The organism is Serratia sp. CY47444, assembly GCF_052168635.1.
GTDB lineage: Bacteria > Pseudomonadota > Gammaproteobacteria > Enterobacterales > Enterobacteriaceae > Serratia > Serratia bockelmannii.
The window spans coordinates 107,776-133,390 of sequence record NZ_JBJNMH010000013.1 but is presented as its reverse complement, the minus strand read 5'-3'; the positions used below and the strand labels follow the sequence as shown (position 1 = coordinate 133,390).

Below are 25,615 nucleotides of genomic sequence, written 5' to 3'. Positions count from 1 at the left end.
ATTTCTATTATAAAACCCTAATAAAAAAGCACGCCGGCGGCGTGCTTTAGGTTGATGAGATCGCGCTTATTGCGGATAAGGCACCCAGTCGCCGCCGTTCAGGCGAATGTAAGGCTTGCCCTGATATTGCATCACGATAGCGTTGTCGTTTTCGGAGATGACCGGGGTCTGCGGCAGCCCCTGCGTCAGTGTCTGCCAATCGACGCTGGATTCGCTGAAGACCTTGCCGTCCACCAGGCGCGACACCAGTTCAGACAGCGCCAGATAGCTGCTCGGCGTTTTGATCTGCAGCGGACTGCCCTGATGCGGCGCCTTCATGCCCACCAGTTTGATGCCGACCGGCGTATGGGTGATGTTCGGGCTGGGGATATCGCGCAGGCCGGACATCTGCATCTTGTCACCCACTAACGCCGCCCCGTGTTCCGGCACGATCACCACCACCACTTTGCGGCCGGATTTTTCCAGCTGATCGAGGAAGGTGTTCAGCTGATCGAACAGCTTCTGCGCGCGTGGCTGATAGTCGGCGCTCTTGTTGGCGCCGACGAAGCGGTTGCCGTCGTGCAGCGGGATGACGTTGAAGAAGGTAGCGGTGCGGCCGTCGCCGCCTTTTTGCTGCTGATCCAGCCAGCGGGTCAGCAATTCGAGATCGTTATAAATCGGCTCTCCGTCGAACGACGTCAGCTCGTTGCCGATGCCGGCCTGCGACATTAACGGCGCCTGCATGTCGCCCTGTTCACGCAGCTCTTTCAGGTAGTTGCCGAATACCCCGGAGTGATCGAGCATCAGCTGTTCCTTGAAGCCGAGTTTTGTCAGGTTGTCGAACAGGTAACACTGCTGGTTCACCGGCTGGTACAAATCATGATGCGAAAGCTGGCCGCAGCTGGCGCGCAGCAACCGTATCGAGGCCGGGCCGCTGTAGGCGGTGGCCGAATTGAAGCTGTCGAACATGATATCCATCTTCGACCACAGCGGATGATTCTGTAGGTTGACCGCCTCCATATCGGCCCATGCCAGCGAACAGATGTTGATCACCAGCAGATCGAACGGCTGGGCGTCGGCGGGCAAGGTGGTCGGGAACGCGGTGGCGCGGCCTTTTTCCCGGTCGTAGAACTGGTTCAGGTAGGCCGTCAGGTTGGCGCTGGTCGGCGGCAGGCTGTCCGCCGGCGCAGCGTCCCCCGCCGCCGGAGCGGCCGTGGCCGGCGTATTGGCGCTGCCGGCCGAGGCTGTGGAGGTCGCGGGCAGCAGTGAGACCGCCGGCCCGGCAATGTTGACGATATTGAGCCACACCAGCGCCGCCACGGTGAATACGGTGACGCGCACCCATTGCGCGACGAACAGGTAGGCGATAAACAGTACGAAGGCCGCGCCGATCATCTGCCAGTTGATAAAGCGGTTGACCAGTTCCAGCAGATACTGGGCGCTGAAGCCGGCCAGCTGCGACCCCTGGCTGAGAATGCTGTTGATGCCCGGCAGCCAGGTGTCGTGGTAGAACAAGGCGATGCCGATCGGGATGGCGAGGTAGTGGCGCCAGCGATGCAGGCGTTGCGAAGGGATCGGCATCAGCAGAAACGCCATGAACACCAGGTTCGGCAGCGCGTGGAAATTCAGGTAGCCGAACCACAGCAGGGCGAATTTAGCCAGAAAATAAAGGTTCCAGCCACCCAGCCCACGCCAGTAGCGCCACAGAGCGTTATCGGATTGCGTATTCGAGTTTCGATTCATGGCTGCTTCTTACGTTTAATCTGAGATGAGGAGCCAGTGCGCACCCACAAACCGGCGGATTTCAAATAGCGCGGCGATAACAACAGGTTTTGCCAGTATTGACGCAAATGCGGAAAACGCCGGTGAAAGGCGTAACCCAGCGGAATGAAGATCAGCGCGCACAGCAGGATCAGTTGCACGATATCGTTAAGGTTCAGCATGCGGTTCCTCCTGCGGGTCAAGCGACAGCGTGAAGGCGACCGGCTGCCGCCGTTCCACGGGTTCCTCGGCCACCGCCACGCTGGGGCGCGGCGCGGCGCCGGCGGTACCGGTAGCCGAAAGCTGCCAGTGCCCCTGGGCCATGCGTTTGATTTCCGAAACGATATCGACGTCCTGGTGCCACACCACCCGGTTGCTGAAGGCTTCATCCACCGGCAGCCGGAAGATGAACTTCAGCGCGGTATCCAGATCGTTGATGCGGCAGGTGGACAGGAACAGCACCAGCCGCCCCTGCACCACGGTCATCACGTCGCCGAACCGCCGCAGGTGGCACAGGGTCATCGCCTGTTCGGCGCGTAGGCCGGTGGCCGGGCGCAGCGCCACCATCACGCCTTTGCCGTCCTCAGGCAGCAGCGTGTTGCCCATCAGCGAAAGCACCGCCTGGCTGAACGCCTCCGGCCGCATATAGCCTTTGAGCTGCAGCGGGCGCAAACCGGCCAGCAACGCATCGATGTCGGCGGGCACATGGCGAGAGAAACGCTGCCCCTGGATGCCCTCGAGCATGGTGAGAAAACGCGACAGCGGCGCGACGTGCGGCACGATCAGATTGGCGCCGCAGGCCAGCAGCAGCCGTTCGTCGCTGTAGCGCAGGCTGGCGCTCATCTCGCGCACCGCGATTTTCAGGCCGCTGCCGCGGCTGCGTCGCAGGGTGTGGATCTGGTGCGCCAGGTGATCGATTTGGTCGCTTTGATACAACGCGAAAATCAACGTTGCCGAGAGTCTCAGCATGCCGTGCTGCGCCAGTTCGTCGTTGCTCTCCAACAGCTGCCAGTTGGCGGACAGCGGCGGCGCGCCCTCCAGAATGCTGCGTTCGGCCAGATACTGACCTTCGTCGCTGCGCAAGGCGGTGGGGGAGGGTTGACTATTTTCATCCTCGCCCTGCCAGCCGCCTTGCGCGGCGTACAACGTCAGCAGTTGATTGGCGTTGATGCCGTTTTCGGTGCTCCACCAGTTCACCAGATATTGCGCGCTGTCCTGCTGCCATTGCAGGCTGGATAGGCCGTTCAGGATACGATGCTGTGCGCTGAGCTGCCCTTTAAGCTTATTGATGCCGCCGCCGTGGCTGAGGATCAACAGCGTGCAGCCCTGCCGCCGCAGCCAGGCGGCGAGGGTACGTGTCCACTCGCGCAGCTCTTCGGTGGTGAAGGTTTGCCACAGGCTGGCGTGGGCCAGCAGGATAAGCAAGCGATTCTGCGGCCGCAGGGCGCGCATCAGATCGTCGCTCAGCTGCGTCAGCGCGGCTTTTTTCTCTGGTAATTGATACAGCGGCAGCTTTTGCAAAGCGGGCGAAGCCAGCTCGGCCAGCAGGCTTTCGGGTTTGTCGCCGCTGCAGATCAGGGCGACTTTGTGAGTGGCCGGCTGGGCGGCGATCACCTGGCGACACAGCAACGCGGCGTCGCTTTGCCTGTCGATATTGATCCAATAGAGTCCCGGAGCCTGCATCACCGAGAGCTCTTCCCAAATCTGCCGAATGCCTAGAGAAAAAGAGTGCGCCATAGGATGTGTTCTACTTTCGTTGAAAGCCGACTAAAGGCGTTTATATTTAAAGATAGCCATTTTTACTCTGGCAATAACAAATATCCGACGCTATTCGGCAATATTTGTTGAGAATCATCTTATTGCCTGTCTCTTTTTGTATCGTTGCTATAGTTAATTAACATAGCCTATTTTCGCCAAGGCGGAAGAATGAATAACGCACCTACCCATTTTCGTGCAGCGGCACCTGGGGAGAGCCAGGATGACCTGCAGGCGCTCAGCCAGGCTTTTTCATTGCCGAAATTAAGCTATGTCGATATTTCGCGGCAGGAGCGGCTAACGCACATGATGACGCGCTGGTCACTGTTGGCCGAATTGGCGCAGACTGTGGGGAGCCATTGATCTATGCCGGTGATCGCGCTGCAAGGGCTGCGGGGTGGGATGGGGACGACGTCGGTCACGGCGGCGCTCGCCTGGGCGTTGCAGCAGCTGGGTGAGTCGGTGTTGGCGATCGATTTCACGCCGGATAATCTGCTGCGCTTGCATTTCAACACGCCGTTCGAACTGGCACGCGGCTGGGCCCGCGCGGAGCAGGACGGCGGCGGTTGGCAGGAAGGCGCGCTGCGTTATTGTGAAAACCTCGATTTTCTGCCGTTTGGCCGCCTGAATGCGGCGGAACGGCTGGAAGTGCAGCGTCAGTGTCAGCAGCTGCCCGAACGCTGGCGCGACAACCTGCGCCAACTGAGCGCCGGCGATCCGCAGCGCTGGATCCTATTGGATGTTCCTATCGGGGACGGCGCTCTGGCGCAGCAGGCGCTGCAGCTAGCCGACAGCGTGTTCATGCTGTTGAACCCCGACGCCAACTGCCAGGTACGGCTCCATCAGCAGACGCTGCCGAACGACTGCCGGTTCCTGGTCAATCACTACTCCTCCGCCAGCCAGCTGCAGCAGGATTTGCATCAGCTGTGGCTGCAAACCCTGAGCGGTCTGTTGCCGGTGGTGATCCACCGCGATGAAGCGCTGGCGGAAGCGCTGGCGGTCAAACAGCCGCTGGGCGAGTACCGCCCCGAGAGTCTGGCGGCGGATGAAGTGCTGACGCTGGCCAACTGGTGCCTGATCAACCTCAAACGGGGTGTTGCGCCATGAGCCGGGTGCTGAGCCTGCTGCTGGTGCCGCCGGTGCGTCAGGCGGTGCAGGCGCGCTACCGCGGTTATCGCCGCAACGGCGCGTCGGCGCTGACCGCGTTTTTTGCCACGTTGCTGGTGGCGCTGGGGTGGATGCTGCTGCGCTTTGAATCACCGGCCTGGCAGCGTGTGCGTACCGGCCGCGCTTACTGGTTCCCGCATCTGTCCGCCGAACGCCCACGCCCGGCGGATGCGCTGCGCTATCTGCTGCAGGGCCTGTGGCTACTGCTGTTCCGCAGCGGCCGCGCGCCAGTGCAGCGTGACTATTTCGCTGGGTGGCGTCGGCTGCAGCAGCGCTACGCCGATTGGCTGCAGGGCCTGCCGCAGCGGCTGAAAAACGCCGGCGTGGAACAGCGTTCGGTAGAGCGCCTCGGCCGCATGAACCGCGGCATGCGACGCGCGCTGTTTATTCTGGTCGGCGTGCTGGCGGCGATCCTCGCCATGCTGTGCATCTCGCAACCGTTCGATCTGTCGGCGCAATTCGTGTTCGTCGTGCTGCTGTGGGGGATCGCGATGGTGGTGCGCCGGGTGCCGGGGCGCTTGCCTGCGCTGATGCTGATCGTGCTGTCGCTGACCGTCTCCTGCCGTTACCTGTGGTGGCGCTATACCGCCACGCTGAACTGGGACGATCCACTTAGCCTGGTGTGCGGCCTGTTGCTGTTGGTGGCGGAAACCTACGCCTGGGTGGTGCTGGTGCTGGGCTATTTCCAGACTATCTGGCCGCTTAATCGCCAGCCGGTGCCGTTGCCCGCTGACAGCGCGACCTGGCCAACCATCGATTTGATGGTGCCGACTTACAATGAGGACCTCGGGGTGGTGAAGCCGACCGTCTATGCGGCGCTGGGCATCGACTGGCCGAAGGAAAAGGTGAATATCTATATCCTTGATGACGGTAATCGCCCCGAATTCCGTGCGTTCGCCGCCGAAGTGGGGGTGAAATACATCGCCAGGCCGACCCACGAACATGCCAAGGCCGGCAACATCAACAACGCGTTGAAGCAGGCCACCGGCGAGTTCGTGGCGATTTTCGACTGCGACCACGTGCCGACGCGCTCTTTCCTGCAGCTGACCATGGGCTGGTTCTTCAAAGACAAAAAGCTGGCGATGCTGCAGACCCCGCACCACTTCTTCTCGCCGGATCCGTTCGAGCGCAACCTGGGGCGTTTCCGCCAGACGCCCAACGAGGGCACCTTGTTCTACGGGCTGGTGCAGGACGGCAACGACATGTGGGACGCCACCTTCTTCTGCGGCTCTTGTGCCATCTTGCGCCGCAGCGCGCTGGACGAGATCGGCGGCATCGCGGTGGAAACCGTCACCGAAGACGCCCACACCTCGCTGCGTTTGCACCGGCGCGGGCATACCTCGGCTTATATCCGCATTCCGCAGGCTGCCGGGCTGGCGACCGAAAGCCTGTCGGCGCACATCGGCCAGCGCATTCGCTGGGCGCGCGGCATGGTGCAGATCTTCCGGCTCGACAACCCGCTGCTGGGCAAGGGGCTGAAACTGGCGCAGCGCCTGTGCTACGCCAACGCCATGCTGCACTTCCTGTCGGGCATTCCGCGGCTGATCTTCCTCACCGCACCGCTGGCGTTTTTGCTGCTGCATGCCTACATCATCTTCGCGCCGGCGCTGGCGATCGCGCTTTATGTGCTGCCACACATGATCCACGCCAGCCTGACCAACTCGCGTATCCAGGGGAAATACCGCCATTCGTTCTGGAGCGAAATCTATGAAACGGTGCTGGCCTGGTATATCGCGCGGCCGACCACGGTGGCGCTGTTCAATCCGCACAAGGGCAAATTCAACGTCACCGCCAAGGGCGGGCTGGTGGAGGAGGAGCACGTAGACTGGGTGATCACCCGACCTTATATGTTCCTGGTGATCCTTAACCTGGCCGGGCTGGCGTTCGGCGCCTGGCGGCTGGCCTATGGCCCGACGGACGAGGTGATGACGGTGATCATCAGCCTGGTGTGGGTGCTGTACAACATGACCATTCTCGGCGGCGCGGTGGCGGTGGCGGTAGAGGCCAAGCAGGTGCGTCAGGCGCACCGCGTGGAGATCGCCATGCCGGCGGCGATCGCGCGTGCCGACGGCCACCTCTACCCCTGCACGCTGCGCGATTACTCCGACGGCGGCGTGGGCATTGAGATGCGAGTGGAAAACGCGTTGAAAGACGGCGACAAAGCCTCGCTGCTGCTCAAGCGTGGCCAGCAGGAGTACAGCTTCCCCTGCGTGGTGACGCGCGCCTTCGGCAACAAGGTGGGGGTGCGTCTGGTCAGTCTCTCTACCCGTGAACACATCGATTTCATTCAGTGCACCTTCGCCCGCGCCGATACCTGGGCGCTGTGGCAGGACGGGTTCCCTGAAGACCGGCCGATCGAAAGCCTGCGCGACGTGCTGGCGCTGGGCTTCCGGGGCTATGTGCGCATGGCGGACTACGCGCCGCCGCTGGTGCGCGGTTTGCTGGTCGGGGTCACGTCGCTGACCGCCTGGGTCGTGTCGTTTATTCCGCGCGGCGTCGGCAGGGATCCGACCTTGGGTCAACAAGAAACAGTGGGTTAGCTGCGAGTTCAACCGCCCGCTCACTCGCCCGGTGAACAGGCTCCAACATTGATGATGATACGATGACGCGAAAAATAACCTGGTTAACTGCTCTGGCCTTAGGCATCAGTACCCTGTCGCAGGCCGAAACCGCCACCGCGCCGACCGTGGCGGCCCAGCCGCCGATCGCCGCGGCGGCCGATACGGCGACCGCGCCACCGCTGGCCACCGCACCGCAGGATCCGAATGCGCCGGTGCGCGACGTATCGCTGTCGTTTGCGCAGATAGCGCCGCCGCCGGGCACCTTTGTTCTGCGCGGCACCCGGCCGGACGGACAGATCGAATTCGGCGTGCGCAGCGATGAGGTGGTCTCGCAGGCGATGCTCGATATGGAGTTTACGCCGTCACCGGCGCTGATCCCGGTGGAGTCGCACGTCAAGGTCTATCTGAACGACGAACTGATGGGCGTAACTACCCTCGCCAAAGAGCAACTGGGCAAGCCCAATCGCATCCAGATGGTGATCGATCCGCGCTATATCACCGATTTTAACCGCGTCCGGCTGGTGTTCGTCGGTCATTATCAGAACATCTGCGAAAACCCGGCCAGCACCTCGCTGTGGCTCGACGTCAGCAAGTCCAGCGCGCTGAAGCTGCGTTTCCAGACGCTGCCGATGAAAAACGAGCTGTCGCACTTCCCTGAGCCGTTCTTCGACAGCCGTGACAATCGGCCGCTGACGCTGCCGATGGTGTTCGCCGGCCAGCCTGACCTCACCCAGCAGCGCGCGGCGGGTATTCTGGCCTCCTGGTTCGGCAGCAAGGCGCAGTGGCGCGGGCAATCCTTCCCGACGCTGTACAACGCGCTGCCGACGCAGCACGCGGTGGTGTTCGCCACCAACTCGCAGCGCCCGGATTTCCTGCGCGATTATCCGGCGGTCAACGGCCCGACGGTGGAGATGATCAGCCACCCCGACAATCCGTACGTCAAACTGCTGTTGATTCAGGGGCGTGACGACAACGATTTGATCACCGCGGTGAAGGGCATCGCGCAGGGCAACATCCTGTTCCGCGGCCAGAACGTGACGGTGGACAAGGTGGAACAGCTCGCGCCGCGCCAGCCTTACGACGCGCCGAACTGGGTGCGCACCGATCGGCCGATGACCTTCGCCGAGCTGCAGCAATATGCCGAACAGCTGCAAACCAGCGGCATCGAGCCTGGCCCGATTTCACTGACCATGAACCTGCCGCCGGACCTGTTCCTGATCCGCAGCACCGGCATCGATATGCACCTGAAATACCGCTATACCGCGCCGCGCATTCAGGACGGTTCGCGGCTGAGCGTCAGCCTGAACAACCAGTTCGTGCAGGCGTACTCGCTGGTGCCGGAACACGAACAGGGCGCGCAGCTGCTGCGCCTGCCGTTGACGCAGGGGCTGCTCGACTCCGACAAGAACGTCAATATCCCGGCGCTGCGGCTGGGGGCTACCAACCAGCTGCGCTTTGACTTCGATTACACCACGCTGCTGGCCAGCGGCGCGGAAGGGCGCTGCGAAACCTACTCCTTCACGCAAAACCACGCGGTGATCGACGGTGCGTCCACCATCGATTTCTCCGGCTACCGCCACTTTATGGCGATGCCGGACCTGCGCGCTTTCGCCAACGCCGGTTTCCCGTTCAGCCGCCTGGCGGATCTGTCGCAAACGCTGGTGTTGGTGAACCAGAAACCGCAGCCGGCGCAGGTCAGCGCGCTGCTGAACGCGCTGGGCGTGATCGGCGCGCAAACCGGTTATCCGGCGCTGGCCTTCACGCTGAGCGACGACTGGTCGCAGGCCAAGGATCGCGACGACGACATCCTGATGGTCGGCACCATTCCGCCGGAGCTGCGCGACGACAAGAAAATCAGTCTGCTGGTGGACGCGACCCAAAGCTGGGTGAAACAGCCGACGCGGCAGCCGCCGCTGCCGAGTGCGGAAGTGCTGGCAGAGGACACCAAGCCGGACAGCAAGACCACCGTCAGCTCCGAGGGCGCAATGTCGGCGATCATCGGCGTACAGTCGCCGTTCAACGACCAACGCAGCATCGTGGCGCTGTTGGCGGACAGCCCGCGCGGCTATGAGCTGCTCAACAATGCCCTGCTGGACAGCGGCAAGCGCGCCGCGGTGTTTGGTTCGGTGGCGGTGATCCGCGAATCGGGGGTCAACAGCCTGCGCGTCGGCGATATTTACTATGTCGGCCACCTGCCGTGGTGGGAGCGGCTGTGGTATGCCCTCTCCACCCATCCGGTACTGCTGGCGGTGATCGCGGTGGTGCTGGTGGTGATCCTGGGGCTGATACTGTGGCGCGGCCTGAAGGCCTTCAGCCGGCGTCGTCTGGCGCCTGAAGATCGGGATTGACGGCGGTGAGCGCGATGCTGCAACGCCTGTCGCTCGGCATGCTGCTGCTGTGCGCGTTCAGCGCGGCGGCGGCCTGCGAGTGGCCGGGCTGGCAACAGTACAAGCAATTCTACATCAGCCCGCAGGGGCGGGTGATCGATCCGAGCAGTCCGAACAAGATCACCACCTCCGAGGGACAGAGTTACGGCCTGTTCTTCGCTCTGGTGGCCAACGACCGGCCGACCTTCGATCGGCTGTTGGCCTGGACGGAGAACAACCTGGCGGCGGGCGATCTCAGCGCCCGTTTGCCCGCCTGGCTGTGGGGCGAGAGCGACGACAAGCAGTGGAAGGTGCTGGACGCCAACTCGGCGTCAGATGCCGATCTGTGGATCGCTTATAACCTGCTCGAAGCCGGCCGCCTGTGGAAAAGCCGGCGTTACCAAACCCTGGGAACGCTGCTGCTGCAACGCATCGGCCGCGAGGAAGTGGCCGACATCCCCGGCCTGGGCCTGATGTTGCTGCCGGGCAAAGTCGGGTTTGTGGCGGAAGATCGCTGGCGGCTGAACCCCAGCTACCTGCCGCCGCAGCTGCTGGCGCGTTTTGCGGCGCTGAACGGCCCGTGGCGCGCGATGCGCCAGGTCAATCAGCGGCTGTGGCTGGACAGCGCGCCGCACGGCTTCTCACCGGACTGGGTGGTGTGGCGAGTCGGCACCGGCTGGCAGCCGGATACCGTCAAGCCGAACGTCGGCAGCTACGACGCGATTCGGGTCTATCTGTGGGCCGGCATGCTGGCGGACGACGATGAGCATAAGGCGGCGCTGCTCGCACGCTTCCAGCCGATGGCGCAGCTCACCGCCAAACAGGGTGTGCCGCCGGAGAAAACCGATACCGCCAGCGGCAAAACCACCGGTGACGGTCCGGTCGGCTTTTCCGCCTCAATGCTGCCGATGTTGGCGACGCAGGCCGAGGCGCTGGCGACACAGCGGCAACGCATCAGCGAACATCCGCCGGGTGACGACGCTTATTTCAGCGCCTCGCTGACGCTGTTCGGTCAGGGGTGGGATCAACAACGTTATCGCTTTAATCGTCAGGGTGAATTGCAACCCTCGTGGGACGGCCAATGCACAACTTCAAAATAAACTGGCTGAATTTGATTCCGCTGAGCCTGGCGATGCTGCCGCAGGCGCGCGCCGCGGAGGCCGTGGCCCCGGAGCAGTGGCTGCTGGAGCAGGTGCGCATTGGCGAGGCCGGCAACAAGGACGATCTGGTGCGCCAGTCGCTGTACCGGCTCGAGCTGATGGATCCGAATAACCCGGACGTGATCGCCGCGCGTATGCGTTTGGCGCTGCGGCAGGGCAACATGGCGCTGGCGCAACAGCAGTTGGACAAGCTGAAAACTCTCGCGCCGCAGTCCAGCGCCTATCGCCAGGCGCAAATGAACATGCTGCTGACCCAGCCGGAAACCCGGCAAAAGCTGCAGCAGGCCCGCCTGATGGCGACCGCTGGCCGGCTGCCGGAGGCCAAGGCGCAGTACGATGCGCTGTTCCACGGCGAGCCGCCGACGCTCGATCTGGCGGTGGAGTATTGGCGGCTGGTGGCGCGTTTGCCGGGGCAGGAGGCGAAGGCGTTAAAGCAGTTGCAGGCGCTGGACCAGCAATATTCCGGCAACGTGGCGCTGCGCATGTCGCTGGCGCGCATGCTGTTCAGTCAGAATCAGGACGCGCAGGCCTATGAACTGCTGCAGAAGATCGCCGCCGATCCGGCCGGGCGCGGCGATGCCGCCGATCTGTGGCTGGACAAGGTCAAAGCGATGCCGGTCAACGCGCAAAGCGTGGCGGCGCTCAACCGCTTCCTCGGCGTGTTCGATACCGGCGATCAGGCGACCCGCGCCCGTGAAGAGCTGGCCAGACAACAGAAACTGTTGGCCGATCCGGCTTATCAGGCGCGGGTGCGCGGCCTGGCGCAGGTGGATAAAGGCGGCAGCCGGGCGGCCATTCCGGCGTTGCAAAAGGCGCTGACGGCAGCGCCGAACGACGCCGAGGTGCTGGGCGCGCTCGGCCAGGCCTATTCGCGCGCCGGTAACCGCCCGCAGGCGCTGAAGCTGTTTCGCCAGGCGCTGGCCGCCGACAAGAATGGCTACGGCAGCGGCAAATGGCAAAGCCTGATCAAGAGCACCGGCTACTGGCTGGCGATCGACGAGGGCGACAAAGCGCTCAAGGCAGGCAATCTCGCGCTGGCCCGGCAGAAATATCAGCAGGCGCGCCAGCTCGACGACAGCGACGGCGATGCGTTTATCGGCCTGGGCGATGTGGCGGTGGCGAGCAAGGATGACGCCGCGGCGGAAGGGTTTTATCAGCAGGCGCTGCGACGCGATCCCGGCAACGGCAGCGCGCTGCGCGGCCTGGTGAATATCTATCAACGGCAGTCGCCGGAAAAAGCGTTGGCCTACCTCAGCGGCCTGCCGCGCAGCCAACAGGCCAAGCTGCGCAGCACCTTCGACGGGCTGCGGCTCGACATGTTGAAACAGCAGGCGGAGACGCTGGCGCAGCAGCAACAGTGGCAACAGGCGGTGGAAATTTATCGCCGCGCCCAGGCGATGGATCCCGACGATGTCTGGCTGACCTATCGCTACGCGCAGGCGCTGCGTCAGGCTGGGCAGCCGCAGCAGGCGGACGCTCTGTTCCGGCAGCTGGCGCAGCGCCAGCACGCCAATCCGCAGCTGACCTACGCCTATGCGCTCTATCTTTCCGGCAGCGATCGCGACAGGCAGGCGCTGGCGCAGCTCAATACGCTGCCGGCGGCGCAGTGGAACGACAACATGCGCGAACTGGCGCAGCGGCTGAAAATGCAGGCGACGATCGCGCATGCCGAAGGGCTGCGGGCGGCCGGTGACGAACCGGCGGCGGAAGCCTATCTGCGCCGGCAGCCGGCGGACACGCGCATCGATTTGCTGCTCGCCGACTGGGCGCTGGCGCGCGGGGAGTATGCGGCGGCGCTGGACGACTATCAGCGGGTGAAACGCCGTGAACCGAACAATCCGGATGCGCAGCTGGGCGAGATCGAAGCCTATGTGGCGCAGGGAGATCTTGACGCGGCGCGCCAGCGGCTGAAAACCGAACCGCAGCCGCAAGACGCTTCGCTCAACAGCCAACGGCGGGTTGCCAACGCCTGGAGTGTGGTCGGCGATGCGCAGCAGGCCGACGCGCTCTTCGGCCGGCTGAAAACGGCGGCGGCTTCAGAACCCGTCGGGCAGACCAAGGCGCTGATCTACCGTGACGCCGCCCGTCTGGAGCGGGCTCAGCAACAGCCTGAGCGGGCGCAGCAGGATTTCCGGCAGGCGATGGTGGCCGGCGGCATCACGCCGACGCTGCCGCAGGATAATGACAGCTACACCTATTTGACGCGCAATAACGCGGGCGACGACTGGCTGAAACGCGGCATTCGCTCCGACGCCGCGGATCTGTATCGACAGCAAGACGTGAACGTCACGCTCGATCACGATTACTGGCGCTCGAGCGGCACCGGCGGCATTTCCGATTTCAACGCGCACGACACCATGCTGCAGGTGGACATGTCGCTGTATGACGGGCGCGCCTTCTTGCGCACTGACACCGTGCAGCTGGATGCCGGCCGCTTCTCGACCGACGGCAGCGGCAAATACTACGAAACCTTCGGCACCTGCAACACGCAAGGGTGCCGCGGCGATGAACACCAGAAAACCACCGGCACCAGCGTGGCGGCCGGCTGGAAAAACGATCGCTGGGCCGCCGATATCGGCACGACGCCGATGGGCTTTGAGGTGGTCGACTGGACCGGCGGCCTGGCCTACAGCGGCGACTGGAACCACATCGGTTGGACGCTGGCGGCCTCGCGGCGGCCGATCTCCAGCTCGCTGCTGGCGTTCGGCGGTGCCAAAGATCCGAACACCGGTACCACCTGGGGCGGCGTGCGCGCCACCGGCGTCAGCCTGAGCGCCAGCTACGATCGCGGCGAAGCGAACGGCGTGTGGGCAGATCTCAGCGCGCACCAGATTACCGGCAAGAATGTGGCGGACAACCAGCGGCAGCGGTTGATGGCCGGTTACTACTACAAGCTGATCAACGAAGACAATCGCCGCCTGAGCGTCGGGCTCAATACCATGCTGTGGCATTACCAGAAGGATTTGAGTGGTTATTCGCTGGGGCAGGGCGGCTATTACAGCCCGCAGCAATATCTGTCTCTGTCGCTGCCGGTCAACTACCGTCAGCGCACCGAGAACTGGTCGTGGGAGCTGGGCGGTTCGGTTTCGCTGTCCCATTCCAAAACCGACAGCCAGCGCCGTTATCCACTGCAGGGGCTGATCCCGGATTCGTTGCCCGATAAGTTCGCCATCGAGGACGGCAGCTCCTCAAGCGGCGTCGGTTATACCCTGCGGGCAATCGTCGAACGCCGTCTCAGTTCGCACTGGACGCTCGGCGCCGGCATCGACATTCAACAGGCGAAGGACTATACGCCGAGCCACGCGTTGATTTATCTGCGCTATTCCCTGGCCGGCTGGCAGGGGGATCTCGATTTGCCGCCGCAGCCGCTGACGCCTTACGCCGACTTTAAGTAGTCGGAAGAGGAAAGATTCGGAGTGTCGGACGCCGGGGAGTTTTGTTACCCTGTGTCCGGGTCGTGTTTGTTCGCTTTAGGAAAAGACTGAAACCCGCGATTTTCTTGGTTTTGCCTGCGGCATAGCCAGATAAAAACAGCCGATGATCGAGTATACTCAGCCCGGTTCGAGGGGGCGGGTGAGAGTCAGCCCCCTTTTTGTTTTAGCCCGATTTCACGGAGAGCAGGTTTGCGGGTCAGGCGTTCGTTAACGATTAAGCAGATGGCGACAGTGTCCGGCGTGGCGCTGGTCACGATCTGCATCTTTATCGTGATCCAGTTATTCCACTTTGTGCAGCAGCGCAGGGATGACTACGCCCAGCAACTGGAGAATATCGCTCACTCCGTGCGCCAGCCGCTGGCGGAAGCGGTGCTGCGGATGGACGTGCCGGAAGCCAAAAGGGTGCTGAACACCCTGTTGCCGGTCGGCATTCTCAGCCGGGCGGATATCGTCTTGCCGAACGAGTTTCAGGCGCTGCACGCCAATTTCCCGCCGGAGCGGCCGGTGCCGACGCTGATCGCCCGGCTGTTTGAACTGCCTATCCAAATTTCCGTGCCGCTCTATTCGCTGGAACGGGTGCCGGCCAACCAGCAGCCGCTGGCCTATCTGGTGCTGCAGGCCGATTCGTTCCGCATGTACCAGTTTATCCTCAGCATTTTGTCGACCATGCTGTCGACCTACCTGCTGCTGGCGCTGATCCTGTCGGTGGCCATCACCTGGTGCATGAACCGGTTGATGGTGCACCCGCTGCGCGCGATGGCCAAAGAGCTGGAGAACATCTCGCAGGACGAAGCGCCCTATCACCAACTGATGCTGCCGGCGCTGCACCAGGACGACGAGCTCGGCCTGCTGGTGCGCAACTACAACCGCAATCAACAGACGTTGGCCAAGGCGCATGCCGACATGAGCCGCCTGAGCACCCGCCACCCGGTGACCGAATTGCCAAATCCGGCGTTGCTGAACGCGTTGCTGGAACAGCATATCGCCTCCAGCCTGCGCCCCGAGCGTTTTAACCTGTTGGTGATCGGCATCGAGACGCTGCATGAAGCGTCTGGCGTGATGAGCCCGGCGATGCGTGAAGCGTTGCTGCTGGCGTTGGCGAAGAAGCTGCGCGGCTGCATCGACGAAAACGGCGTGCTGGCACAGCTGAGCAATACCGAATTCGCCATTCTGGCCAAGGGCATCGAGCGGCCGTTCCACGCCATGCAGCTGGCGCGGCGTATCATGGCGGAGATCAACGCGCCGTTGACGCTGGAAGGTTTGGCGCTGCGGCCCAACGCCAGTATCGGCATCGCGCACTACCTCAATCAGGGGGAGAGTGCGGAACAGCTGCTGCGCAGCGCCACCTCGGCGATGATGTCCGCGCACCGCGAAGGAAAAAATCAGATCCTGTTCTTCGAGCCCAGCCTGACGGAACGCACGCAGAAGCGGTTGACCCAGGAGAGCGAGATCTTGCACGGCATCGAGCAGCGGCATTTCACGCTGTTCCTGCAGCCGCAGATCGACATGCAGTCCAACGAGGTGATCGGCGCCGAAGCGCTGCTGCGTTGGCAGCAGTATGACGGCAGCTATACCCTGCCGGCCGACGTTATCCCGCTGGCGGAAGAGCTGGGTGTGATCGTGCCTCTCGGCAACTGGGTGTTGGAAGAGTCCTGCCGCATCCTGGCAGACTGGCAGCAACGCGGCATTGCGCTGCCGCTGGCGGTCAACGTTTCCGGGATTCAGATGCAACATGAGGCGTTTGTTCCGCATCTGAAAAACCTGCTGGCGCAGTATCGGATCGATCCGCGCAAGCTGCTGCTGGAGATCACCGAGACGGTACGCATCGACGATCTCGACCACGCGCTGGCGCTGCTGCGTGAGCTGCACGATCTGGGATTGTCTATCGCGCTAGATGACTTCGGCATGGGCTACTCCAGCCTGGAGTACCTGAACCGGTTGAAATCCCTGCCGATAGATTTGATCAAAATCGACCGCAGCTTCATTCAGGGGCTGCCGGCCGACGATGCGATGGCGCGTATCGTCAGTTCGATCTCCGAAGTGCTGGCGTTACCGGTGATGGCCGAAGGCGTGGAAAACGCCGGGCAGCGCGACTGGCTGCTGCAGCACGGCATTCGCAGCGGGCAAGGATTCCTGTTCGCCCGGCCGCTGCCGCGCGAAGCGTTCGAAGCCGAGTTTTGCCGCGCGGCGCCGTGAGCGCCGCGTGACCTTTCAGGTACTTTTCCCCGTCCGAAAATCGCCATTCTTCATCTACCTCTTTTGCGTTAGTGCAAACAAAGGCTTACGCAATTTTCAGCTTTGCACCTCGACTGACGCGTTTCAGCTCTTAAATTCACATCAACCCGCAGGGGCGGGTGCAACAAATTATTTCCATGTTGTTAAGTGGGTGTTATTTTCCGCGCAAGCAATGAACAGGCTGGATTTTTAGACTGCTGCCTGGTGCGTGTCTTCCCCCCATAGGATGTTCATATGAAAACAACGATCTTTAAGAGCCTCTATTTTCAGGTACTGACGGCGATCACGCTGGGTATCCTGCTTGGCCATTTCTACCCTGACCTCGGCGCCGAGATGAAACCTCTGGGCGATGGCTTCGTCAAACTGATCAAGATGATCATCGCACCGGTGATCTTCTGCACCGTGGTGACCGGCATCGCCGGCATGGAAAGCATGAAGGCGGTGGGGCGCACCGGCGCCATCGCGCTGCTGTATTTTGAAATCGTCAGCACCATCGCGCTGATTATCGGTCTGGTGATCGTCAACCTGGTGCAACCGGGCGCCGGCATGAACGTCGATCCCGGCACGCTGGACGCCAAGGCGGTGGCGGTCTACGCCGAGCAGGCACAGCAGCAGGGCATCATTCCGTTCCTGCTGGACATCATCCCCGGCAGCGTGATCGGCGCGTTCGCCAGTGGCAACATTCTTCAGGTGCTGCTGTTCGCGGTACTGTTCGGCTTCGCCCTGCATCGTCTGGGCGACAAAGGGCAGCTGATCTACAACGTGATCGACAGCTTCTCGCGGGTGATTTTCGGCATCATCAATATGATCATGCGCCTGGCGCCGCTGGGGGCCTTCGGCGCTATGGCGTTTACCATCGGTAAATACGGTGTCGGCACCCTGGTGCAACTCGGCCAACTGATCGTGTGCTTCTATATCACCTGCATCCTGTTCGTGGTGGTGGTGTTGGGCAGCATCGCCCGCGCCAACGGCTTCAGCATCTTCAAATTCGTCAACTACATCAAAGAAGAGCTGCTGATCGTGCTGGGGACCTCGTCGTCCGAATCCGCGCTGCCGCGCATGCTGGATAAAATGGAGAAGCTGGGCTGCAAGAAATCAGTGGTGGGTCTGGTTATTCCGACCGGGTACTCCTTCAACCTGGACGGCACCTCTATCTACCTGACCATGGCCGCGGTGTTTATCGCGCAGGCGACCAATACCCACATGGACATCATGCATCAGATTACCCTGCTGGTGGTGCTGCTGCTCTCCTCCAAAGGGGCGGCGGGTGTCACCGGCAGCGGCTTTATCGTGTTGGCCGCCACCATCTCCGCCGTCGGCCACCTGCCGCTGGCCGGCCTGGCGCTGATCCTCGGCATCGACCGCTTCATGTCGGAAGCCCGTGCGTTGACCAACTTGGTGGGCAACGGGGTGGCGACCGTGGTGGTGGCAAAATGGTGTAACCAGCTGGATGAAAAACAGCTGAAAGACACGCTGAACAACAAAAACACCGGCGCGGACAAAACGCTGCCTTCCGCCTGATATCGGCGGTAAATCACCGGCCGCATCCGCGGCCGGTGAGGTTCTTCCCCCTGCCTCGTAACGATTTTTTGCATTAAAAACCCCGCAATCCATTATTTTTCACTCTAATGAGTGACATCCGCAAAGGCGCGCGGTCTAACACGGTGGTACACTTTCTGCTTTCCGCCCCACCGTGAAACTCAGGGCGTATTTTTATGATTCCATTGAATGGAATACACGCATTTGCATAAGAAATTGGATAGTCATTAAGTAGGGGTTCACATGCAGGGCACCAGAATTCATCTTATAGTTGGTGGGTTGCTATTGGCTGCAGCCAGTAGCAGCGTGCAGGCTGAAGCACTACAACCCGACCCTGCCTGGCAGCAGGGGGCGTTGGCCAACGGGTTTTCATGGCAGATTCTCGATACGCCGCAGCGGCCGAGTGACCGCGTTGAACTGCGGTTGATCGTCAATACCGGCTCTTTGGTGGAGTCTTCGCAGCAGACCGGCTTTGCTCATCTGCTGCCGCGGCTGGCGTTGGCGCGTAGCGAAAGCTTCACGGCCCCGCAGCTGCGCGCCCTGTGGCAGCAGAGCGTGGACAACGAGCGGCCGCTGCCGCCGGCTATCATCTCGTATGATTTCACCATGTATAACCTCAGCCTGCCGAACAACCGGCCCGACCTGCTGAAAGAAGCGCTGGCCTGGCTGGCGGATACCACCGGCAAATTGGCGATCGACGAGCATACGGTGCATGCGGTGATGAATTCCAGCATCAATCCGGTCGGCACTTTCCCGCCTAATACCCAAGACGTCTGGTGGCGTTACCGCCTGAAAGGCTCGACGCTGCTGGCGCACGATCCGGCGCAGCCGGCAAAACGGCCGGTCAACCTCGAGCAGCTGAAGAAATTCTACCAACAGTGGTATACCCCGGATGCCATGACGCTGTTCGTGGTCGGCAAGGTTGACAGCCGCAGTCTGGGCGAGCAGATCAACAAGGCGTTCTCGCCGCTGCAAGGCAAACGTGAAACCCCGGCCCCGATGCCGACGCTGACACCCCTGCCGCAGCAGCCGGTGAGTCTGATCAGCGAGCAGGTGAAACAGGATACGCTGTCGATCATGTGGGATTCGCCGTGGCACCCGATTCGCGATTCGCAGAGCCTGCTTCGTTACTGGCGTGGCGATCTCGCCCGCGAGGCGCTGTTCTGGCATCTCCAGCAGACGCTGGAAAAAAGCGAACAGAAGAGCCTGCATCTGGGCTTTGACTGCCGCGTGCAGTATCAACGAGGGCAGTGCGCCATTCATCTGGATACGCCGAACAACAATCTGAACGGCAGCCTGGGCTTTATTGCCCGCGAGCTGGCCAACGTGCGTGACAACGGCCTGTCGAAAGAAGAATTCGATGCGCTGCTGGCGCAGAAAAACGATCAGCTGAGCAAGCTGTTCGCGACCTACGCCCGTACCGACACCGATGTGCTGATGAGCCAGCGTCTGCGCTCGCAACAGAGCGGGGTGGTGGATATCGCGCCGGAGCTGTATCAGAAGCTGCGCCAGGAGTTCCTGTCCAGCCTGACGCTGGAGACGCTGAATCAGGCGCTGAAGCTGCAGCTTTCTCAGGAGGCGACGCTAGTGCTGATGCAGCCGAAGGGCGAGCCGGAAATGAGCATGAAGCAGCTGCAGGAAACCTATGACGGCATCATGATGCCGGCGCCGGCGGTGGTGACGGAAGAAGCCAAGCCGGCCGACGCCGCGGTGGCAGCGCCGGCGACGGACGCCAGCGCGCAGTAATTCGCCGCAGGGGGGCTCAGGCCCCCTCAGTTGCGGTACAGCACCTTGATGATGTGGTAACCGAACTGGGTTTTGACCGGGCCGTAAGGTTTGAGCAGCGGGATGCTGAACACCGCTTTATCGAACGCCGGCACCATCGCGCCTTTGTTGAACTCGCCCAGCGAGCCGCCGTTGCGTTTTGACGGGCAGCTCGAGTATTTGCGCGCCAGCGTGTCGAAGCTGACGCCGCGCTTCAGCTTGGCCAGCAGCTCGTTGGCCAGCTTTTCATTGTCTACCAGAATGTGCAGGGCGCACGCCGTTTTTGCCATGGTATTGCCTTTGTCGATGCGAAAATTGCGCTGATTATACCCGCTAAATCTCGTCGGCGCTTTCTGCTACAATTCCCTTCCACGTTTTACAGCCGAGCAAGCCAGCACCATGCGATTAAACCCCAGCCAACAACAAGCCGTCGAATTCGTTACCGGGCCCTGCCTGGTGTTGGCCGGTGCCGGTTCCGGCAAGACGCGCGTTATCACCAACAAGATAGCCCACCTGATCCACCACTGCGGCTACCAGGCGCGGCACATCGCCGCCGTGACCTTTACCAACAAGGCCGCGCGCGAGATGAAAGAGCGCGTGTCGCAAACCCTGGGGCGCAAAGAGGCGCGCGGGCTGATGATTTCCACCTTCCATACCCTGGGGCTGGAGATCATCAAGCGGGAATACGTGGCGTTGGGGATGAAATCCAACTTCTCGCTGTTCGACGACCAGGATCAGCTGGCGCTGTTGAAAGAGCTGACCGAAAAGTGGCTGGAAAGCGATAAAACGCTGGTGGCGCAGCTGATTTCGACCATCTCCAACTGGAAAAACGACCTGATCGATCCCCAGCGGGCGGCGGAGCTGGCGCGCTCGGAGCGCGACAAGCTGTTCGCCCACTGCTACGGCCTGTACCACGCCCATATGCGGGCGTGCAACGTGCTGGACTTCGACGACCTGATCCTGTTGCCTACGCTGCTGTTGCAACGCAACGAAGAGGTGCGCGAACGCTGGCAGCAGCGCATCCGCTACCTGCTGGTGGATGAATACCAGGATACCAACACCAGCCAGTACGAGCTGGTGAAGCTGTTAGTGGGCAACCGCGCGCGCTTTACCGTGGTGGGTGACGATGACCAGTCGATCTACTCCTGGCGCGGCGCGCGGCCGCAGAACCTGGTGCTGCTGAAGGAGGATTTCCCGGCGCTGCAGGTGATCAAACTGGAGCAAAACTACCGTTCCAGCGAGCGCATTCTGAAGGCGGCCAATATCCTGATCGCCAATAACCCGCACGTGTTTGAAAAACGGCTGTTTTCCGAGCTGGGGTATGGTGAAGAGCTGAAAGTGGTGACTGCCAACAACGAGGAGCACGAAGCCGAGCGGGTGGTGGGGGAGCTGATCGCCCACCACTTCGTGAAAAAGACCAACTACGGCGACTATGCGATCCTGTACCGCGGCAACCACCAGTCGCGGGTGTTTGAAAAGATGCTGATGCAGAACCGCATTCCGTACAAGATTTCCGGCGGCACCTCGTTCTTCTCGCGCCCCGAGATCAAGGATCTGCTGGCCTACCTGCGCGTGCTGACCAACCCGGAGGACGACAGCGCCTTCCTGCGCATCGTCAATACCCCCAAGCGCGAGATCGGCCCGGCGACGCTGCAGAAGCTCGGCGAATGGGCCAACCAGCGCAACAAGAGTTTATTCCACGCCAGTTTCGATCTGGGGCTGAGCCAGCACTTGACCGGGCGCGGGCTGGAATCGTTGCAGCGCTTCACCCATTGGCTGGGCGGCATCGCTCAACAGGCGGAACGTGAGCCGGTGGCGGCGGTGCGCGATCTGATCCGCGGCGTGGATTATGAAAGCTGGCTGTTTGAAACCTCGACCAGCCCGAAGGCCGCCGAAATGCGGATGAAGAACGTCAACACGCTGTTCGGTTGGATGACGGAGATGCTGGAAGGCAACGATTTGGACGAGCCGATGACGCTGACCCAGGTGGTGACGCGCTTCACCCTGCGCGACATGATGGAGCGCGGCGAAAGCGAAGAAGAACTGGATCAGGTACAGCTGATGACGCTGCACGCCTCCAAGGGGCTGGAGTTCCCTTACGTGTTCCTGGTGGGCATGGAAGAGGGCCTGCTGCCGCACCAGAGCAGCATTGACGAAGACAATGTCGACGAAGAGCGGCGTCTGGCCTATGTGGGGATCACCCGCGCGCAAAAAGAGCTGATCTTCACCCTGTGCCGCGAGCGCCGTCAGTACGGTGAGCTGGTGCGGCCGGAGCCGAGCCGCTTCCTGCTGGAGTTGCCGCAGGACGATTTGGCGTGGGAAACCGAGCGCAAAGTGGTGAGCCCGCAGGAGCGGATGCAGAAAGGGCAGAGCCATCTGGCCAATATCCGCGCCCAGCTGGCCAAGGCCAAAGGCGGGAATTAAAAAGACAGGGCGCTCATCGCGCCCTGGTCATTTCAACGTTGTTCTTCCAACCGCAGCGTCCAGTGGACGTAGCTCTGCCAGTGGCTTTCCTGCTCCAGCGCCTCGGCGCGCAGCGGATGCTGTTCCAGCCACCCCGGCGGCAAAATCACCGTCAGTTCATCGTCCTGATTGGCGCGTAAACGCACCGCCGGCAGCGTGTCGTCGCGGCGGCGGCTGGCGAAGATGATCGCCAGGCGCAAAATGCGGCACAGACGCTGCGCGGTGCGCGGCGGCAGGGCGTTTTGCTGGTTCAACAGCGACAGGTCGAGAGGGTTGCTCTGGTTTTGCAGCAGGGTGGCCAGCAGTTTTTTCTGCGCCGGGGTAAAGCCGGGTAAGTCCAGGTGGCGGATCAGGTAGGCGGCGTGTTGCGGCGCCTGCTTGAAATCGACGCTGAGGCCGAGTTCGTGGATCAGGCTGGCGCTGTGCAATAGCTCGCGACATCGGGTGTCCAGCTGCCACTCGTTGGCGACCTGCTGCGAGAAATTGGCGGCGAGCTGGCTCACGCGTTCGGCCTGCTCGGTATCGATCAGGTAACGGCGCTGCAGGTTGCGGATGGTGCGGATGCGAATATCCTGCTCCACCGGCAGATGCAGCATGCCGTAAACCAGGCCTTCACGCAGCGCTCCGCCGGCCAGCATCATGCTCTCGATGCCGAGCTCCTGGAAAATGGCCAGCAGAATGGACAGGCCGCTCGGGAAGACCAGCGCGCGCTCCAGCGTCAACCCTTCGATCTCCAGCTCTTCCAGCTTGCCGCACTGAATGGCACGCTGTTTCAACTGGCGCAGCTTGGGCAGGGTGATGCGTTCATCCATGCCTTGCGCCACCATGATCTCCTGCAGCGCTTGCACGGTGCCGGAAGCGCCGACGCAGATCTGCCAACCTTGCTGGCGCAGCTGCGGTGCGATCGGCCGCACCATTTCGCGCGCGGCCTGTTCGGCGCGCTCGAAGTTTTCTTGCCCGAGGTTGCGGTCGCTGAAGTAGCGCTCCAGCCAGGTAACGCAGCCCATCGACAGGCTATACAGCTGCGATGCCTGTGCGCCGGTGCCGGTGACCAGTTCGGTGCTGCCGCCGCCGATGTCGACGACCAGCCGCTGATCCGGCCCGCCGGTGGTGTGCGCGACGCCGTGATAAATCAGCCGTGCCTCTTCTTCGCCGCTGATCACCTGCACCGGGCAGCCGAGGATTTGCTCGGCGACCTGCAGGAATTCATCGGCGTTGGACGCCAGGCGCAGCGTGGCGGTGGCGACGACGCGGATCTGCTCGCGCGGAATGTCCTGCAGGCGTTCAGAGAACAGCCGCAGACACTGCCAGCCGCGCTGCATGGCCTCATGCGACAGGTGATTGTGCTGATCCAGCCCGGCCGCCAGGCGCACCTTGCGCTTGATCCGCGCCAGAGTCTGAATGCTGCCGGCTACCTCGCGCACCACCAACATGTGGAAGCTGTTGGAGCCGAGATCGATGGCAGCATAAAGCGTGCTGGAGCTGAGCATGGCGATCAGCTCGGGCGTTTACGGTTGCTGCGCGGCGCGCCGCCGCGACGAGGCGCGGAGTTGCGACGTGGGCCGTTGCCGCCGCGCGGACGCGACAGGCGCTTCGGCGCCGGCAGATCGGTCAGCAGCGCATCGCTGTTGTACTTGCTCACCGGAATGCTGTGGTCGATATAGGTCTCGATCGCCGGCAGGTTGAGCGCGTACTCTTCACACGCCAGGCTGATGGAGTGGCCGCTGGCGCCTGCTCGGCCGGTACGGCCGATGCGGTGCACGTAGTCTTCGCAGTCGTCAGGCAGATCGTAGTTGAAGACGTGCGTGACGGCGGGAATGTGCAGACCGCGCGCGGCGACGTCGGTGGCGACCAGGATATCCAGGTTGCCCTTGGTGAAATCATCGAGGATGCGCAGGCGTTTTTTTTGCGCCACGTCACCGGTCAGCAGGCCGACGCGGTGACCGTCGGCGGCCAGATGGCCCCAGATGTCTTCGCAGCGGTGCTTGGTGTTGGCGAAGATGATGGCGCGATCCGGCCACTCTTCTTCGATCAGCGTCTGCAGCAGACGCATTTTTTCTTCGTTGGACGGGTAGAACAGCTCTTCTTTAATGCGGTGGCCGGTTTTCTGTTCCGGTTCCACTTCAACATATTCGGCGTTGTTCATCTGCTCGAAGGCCAGTTCGCGTACGCGATAGGACAGGGTAGCGGAGAACAGCATGTTCAGGCGTTGATCGGCCGTAGGCATACGGCGGAACAGCCAACGGATGTCTTTGATAAAGCCAAGATCGTACATGCGATCGGCTTCATCCAGCACGACAACCTGCATCGCGCCGAGATCGACATAGTTCTGCTTGGTGTAATCGATTAAACGGCCGGTGGTGCCAATCAGAATGTCCACGCCGCTTTCCAGCACTTTCAGCTGTTTGTCGTAGCCGTCGCCGCCGTAGGCCAGGCCCAGTTTGAGGCCGGTGCTCTGGGAGAGCGCTTCAGCATCGGAGTGGATTTGCACCGCCAGTTCACGCGTAGGCGCCATGATCAAGGCGCGCGGCTGATTGGTCTGGCGATCCTGTTTCGCCGGGTGAGTCAGCAAATAGTGAAAAGTAGACGCCAAAAACGCCAGCGTCTTTCCGGTACCGGTTTGCGCCTGACCTGCAACGTCACGCCCGGAGAGCGTGAGCGGCAATGCTAACGCCTGGATAGGCGTGCAATTGTGAAACCCTTTTTTCTCAAGGGCTTCAAGGACTAACGGGTGCAGGGCGAAGTCGGAAAACTTCTGTTCGGTCAAGTGTGTTTTGCTCATAGTGTGGTAGAATATCAGCTAACTATTGCTTTACGAAAGCACATCCGTTGAAATAAACGCGGTGCAATAAAATCACCTTGAGTTGGTTAATGCTACACCAACAAGGTAGACATAATCCTGTGGAGTAGAACATGAGCGATAAAATTATTCACCTGACTGACAGCAGCTTCGAAGCCGATGTGCTGAATGCGGAAGGGCCGATCCTGGTCGATTTCTGGGCTGAATGGTGTGGGCCGTGCAAGATGATTGCTCCGATTCTGGATGAGATTGCCGAAGAGTTCGAAGGCAAACTGACCATCACCAAGCTGAATATCGATCAGAACCCGGCTACCGCGCCTAAGTACGGTATCCGTGGCATCCCTACGCTGTTGCTGTTCAAGAACGGTGAAGTGGCCGCGACCAAGGTTGGCGCGTTGTCTAAAGGTCAGCTCAAAGATTTCCTGAACGCGAATCTGTAATCGGGCGGGAAGCCCAGTATCAGGTGCCTGGCGGTGATGTTCAATTCACCGCTAGACGCCTGCCAAGAAGCGTGTTAAGTTTAACCACACTGCATATAGAACTTGCCCGAAGTTTTAAATCTAAAGAGTTTGAATCTAAAGCTATACTCTGTGTCGAACCACTGGCGTTGAAAGTAAACTGAACTCAGCCC

17 protein-coding genes are annotated in these 25,615 nt (G+C 61.6%); 11 read left to right on the top strand and 6 right to left on the bottom strand.

The genetic code is table 11. The features are described 5' to 3' along the window. Positions 1 to 66 precede the first annotated feature (66 nt). Genes bcsG through bcsE form a run of 3 tightly spaced genes read right to left on the bottom strand, consistent with a single transcriptional unit; the run spans position 67 to position 3,477 of the window. Positions 67 to 1,722 (bottom strand): cellulose biosynthesis protein BcsG, encoded by a 1,656-nt coding sequence (gene bcsG, locus ACJ8IL_RS17180; RefSeq protein ID WP_442516691.1) that lies wholly within the window; start codon positions 1,720 to 1,722, stop codon positions 67 to 69. Continuing rightward, positions 1,719 to 1,922 carry a cellulose biosynthesis protein BcsF gene (gene bcsF, locus ACJ8IL_RS17175; RefSeq protein ID WP_004934139.1) on the bottom strand — a complete coding sequence of 68 codons (204 nt, stop codon included), beginning with the start codon at positions 1,920 to 1,922 and terminating at the stop codon, positions 1,719 to 1,721. The genes bcsG and bcsF overlap by 4 nt, the downstream gene beginning before the upstream one ends. Next, positions 1,909 to 3,477, bottom strand: a complete 1,569-nt coding sequence (bcsE, locus tag ACJ8IL_RS17170; protein WP_197781307.1) for a cellulose biosynthesis protein BcsE — start codon at positions 3,475 to 3,477, stop codon at positions 1,909 to 1,911. The genes bcsF and bcsE overlap by 14 nt, the downstream gene beginning before the upstream one ends. A gap of 189 nt (positions 3,478 to 3,666) precedes the next feature. On the opposite strand from bcsE, the gene bcsR reads away from it, so the two are divergent. From bcsR to ACJ8IL_RS17125, 9 genes are all read left to right on the top strand, one after another. Continuing rightward, a complete protein-coding gene (gene bcsR / locus ACJ8IL_RS17165; protein WP_043142275.1) occupies positions 3,667 to 3,858 on the top strand; it encodes a cellulose biosynthesis protein BcsR in 192 nt (63 codons plus the stop codon). A 3-nt stretch (positions 3,859 to 3,861) separates the two neighbouring features. Continuing rightward, positions 3,862 to 4,602, top strand: a complete 741-nt coding sequence (gene bcsQ / locus ACJ8IL_RS17160; protein WP_025304844.1) for a cellulose biosynthesis protein BcsQ — start codon at positions 3,862 to 3,864, stop codon at positions 4,600 to 4,602. Further along, positions 4,599 to 7,202, top strand: coding sequence for a UDP-forming cellulose synthase catalytic subunit (bcsA, locus tag ACJ8IL_RS17155; RefSeq protein WP_060434820.1), 2,604 nt, complete (start codon positions 4,599 to 4,601; stop codon positions 7,200 to 7,202). The genes bcsQ and bcsA overlap by 4 nt, the downstream gene beginning before the upstream one ends. A 62-nt stretch (positions 7,203 to 7,264) precedes the next feature. After that, the gene (gene bcsB, locus ACJ8IL_RS17150) at positions 7,265 to 9,571 is read left to right on the top strand and encodes a cellulose biosynthesis cyclic di-GMP-binding regulatory protein BcsB (RefSeq protein WP_442516690.1); all 2,307 of its coding nucleotides are present in this window, start codon (positions 7,265 to 7,267) and stop codon (positions 9,569 to 9,571) included. Positions 9,572 to 9,576: 5 nt separating this feature from the next. After that, complete coding sequence (bcsZ, locus tag ACJ8IL_RS17145) at positions 9,577 to 10,689, top strand: cellulose synthase complex periplasmic endoglucanase BcsZ (protein WP_025304847.1); 1,113 nt, start codon at positions 9,577 to 9,579, stop codon at positions 10,687 to 10,689. After that, positions 10,671 to 14,144 (top strand): cellulose synthase complex outer membrane protein BcsC, encoded by a 3,474-nt coding sequence (gene bcsC / locus ACJ8IL_RS17140; protein WP_442516689.1) that lies wholly within the window; start codon positions 10,671 to 10,673, stop codon positions 14,142 to 14,144. Before bcsZ ends, bcsC begins: the two co-directional genes overlap by 19 nt. 228 nt (positions 14,145 to 14,372) lie before the next feature. Further along, positions 14,373 to 16,379 carry a biofilm formation regulator HmsP gene (gene hmsP / locus ACJ8IL_RS17135; protein WP_025304849.1) on the top strand — a complete coding sequence of 669 codons (2,007 nt, stop codon included), beginning with the start codon at positions 14,373 to 14,375 and terminating at the stop codon, positions 16,377 to 16,379. Between the two features lie 273 nt (positions 16,380 to 16,652). Next, the gene (locus ACJ8IL_RS17130; protein ID WP_016929514.1) at positions 16,653 to 17,939 is read left to right on the top strand and encodes a dicarboxylate/amino acid:cation symporter; all 1,287 of its coding nucleotides are present in this window, start codon (positions 16,653 to 16,655) and stop codon (positions 17,937 to 17,939) included. Positions 17,940 to 18,200: 261 nt separating this feature from the next. Beyond that, complete coding sequence (locus tag ACJ8IL_RS17125) at positions 18,201 to 19,703, top strand: M16 family metallopeptidase (RefSeq protein ID WP_025304850.1); 1,503 nt, start codon at positions 18,201 to 18,203, stop codon at positions 19,701 to 19,703. A 26-nt stretch (positions 19,704 to 19,729) separates the two neighbouring features. Here ACJ8IL_RS17125 and ppiC read toward each other — a convergent pair whose 3' ends face one another. Next, positions 19,730 to 20,011, bottom strand: coding sequence for a peptidylprolyl isomerase PpiC (ppiC, locus tag ACJ8IL_RS17120; RefSeq protein ID WP_004934175.1), 282 nt, complete (start codon positions 20,009 to 20,011; stop codon positions 19,730 to 19,732). A gap of 109 nt (positions 20,012 to 20,120) precedes the next feature. Here ppiC and rep point away from each other — a divergent pair, with 109 nt between their 5' ends. Then, positions 20,121 to 22,145: a DNA helicase Rep gene (gene rep / locus ACJ8IL_RS17115; protein ID WP_043142264.1), complete on the top strand. Its 2,025-nt coding sequence runs from the start codon at positions 20,121 to 20,123 to the stop codon at positions 22,143 to 22,145. 32 nt (positions 22,146 to 22,177) lie between these two features. On the opposite strand, the gene ppx is transcribed toward rep, so the two are convergent. Then, positions 22,178 to 23,674 carry an exopolyphosphatase gene (gene ppx / locus ACJ8IL_RS17110; RefSeq protein WP_025304852.1) on the bottom strand — a complete coding sequence of 499 codons (1,497 nt, stop codon included), beginning with the start codon at positions 23,672 to 23,674 and terminating at the stop codon, positions 22,178 to 22,180. 5 nt (positions 23,675 to 23,679) lie between these two features. Next, positions 23,680 to 24,966, bottom strand: coding sequence for an ATP-dependent RNA helicase RhlB (gene rhlB / locus ACJ8IL_RS17105; RefSeq protein WP_025304853.1), 1,287 nt, complete (start codon positions 24,964 to 24,966; stop codon positions 23,680 to 23,682). A 131-nt stretch (positions 24,967 to 25,097) separates the two neighbouring features. On the opposite strand from rhlB, the gene trxA reads away from it, so the two are divergent. Next, positions 25,098 to 25,424 carry a thioredoxin TrxA gene (gene trxA / locus ACJ8IL_RS17100; protein WP_025304854.1) on the top strand — a complete coding sequence of 109 codons (327 nt, stop codon included), beginning with the start codon at positions 25,098 to 25,100 and terminating at the stop codon, positions 25,422 to 25,424. Positions 25,425 to 25,615: the final 191 nt, after the last annotated feature.

Excerpts from the sequence above, each read along its gene's own strand:
- bcsF (WP_004934139.1), bottom strand. The coding sequence starts at position 1,922 with ATGCTGAACCTTAACGATATCGTGCAACTGATCCTGCTGTGCGCGCTG.
- ppx (WP_025304852.1), bottom strand. The coding sequence starts at position 23,674 with ATGCTCAGCTCCAGCACGCTTTATGCTGCCATCGATCTCGGCTCCAAC.
- ACJ8IL_RS17125 (WP_025304850.1), top strand. The coding sequence starts at position 18,201 with ATGCAGGGCACCAGAATTCATCTTATAGTTGGTGGGTTGCTATTGGCT.
- bcsA (WP_060434820.1), top strand. The coding sequence starts at position 4,599 with ATGAGCCGGGTGCTGAGCCTGCTGCTGGTGCCGCCGGTGCGTCAGGCG.
- rhlB (WP_025304853.1), bottom strand. The coding sequence starts at position 24,966 with ATGAGCAAAACACACTTGACCGAACAGAAGTTTTCCGACTTCGCCCTG.
- ppiC (WP_004934175.1), bottom strand. The coding sequence starts at position 20,011 with ATGGCAAAAACGGCGTGCGCCCTGCACATTCTGGTAGACAATGAAAAG.
- trxA (WP_025304854.1), top strand. The coding sequence starts at position 25,098 with ATGAGCGATAAAATTATTCACCTGACTGACAGCAGCTTCGAAGCCGAT.
- rep (WP_043142264.1), top strand. The coding sequence starts at position 20,121 with ATGCGATTAAACCCCAGCCAACAACAAGCCGTCGAATTCGTTACCGGG.
- bcsR (WP_043142275.1), top strand. The coding sequence starts at position 3,667 with ATGAATAACGCACCTACCCATTTTCGTGCAGCGGCACCTGGGGAGAGC.
- bcsG (WP_442516691.1), bottom strand. The coding sequence starts at position 1,722 with ATGAATCGAAACTCGAATACGCAATCCGATAACGCTCTGTGGCGCTAC.
- bcsQ (WP_025304844.1), top strand. The coding sequence starts at position 3,862 with ATGCCGGTGATCGCGCTGCAAGGGCTGCGGGGTGGGATGGGGACGACG.
- ACJ8IL_RS17130 (WP_016929514.1), top strand. The coding sequence starts at position 16,653 with ATGAAAACAACGATCTTTAAGAGCCTCTATTTTCAGGTACTGACGGCG.
- bcsC (WP_442516689.1), top strand. The coding sequence starts at position 10,671 with ATGCACAACTTCAAAATAAACTGGCTGAATTTGATTCCGCTGAGCCTG.
- bcsB (WP_442516690.1), top strand. The coding sequence starts at position 7,265 with ATGACGCGAAAAATAACCTGGTTAACTGCTCTGGCCTTAGGCATCAGT.
- bcsE (WP_197781307.1), bottom strand. The coding sequence starts at position 3,477 with ATGGCGCACTCTTTTTCTCTAGGCATTCGGCAGATTTGGGAAGAGCTC.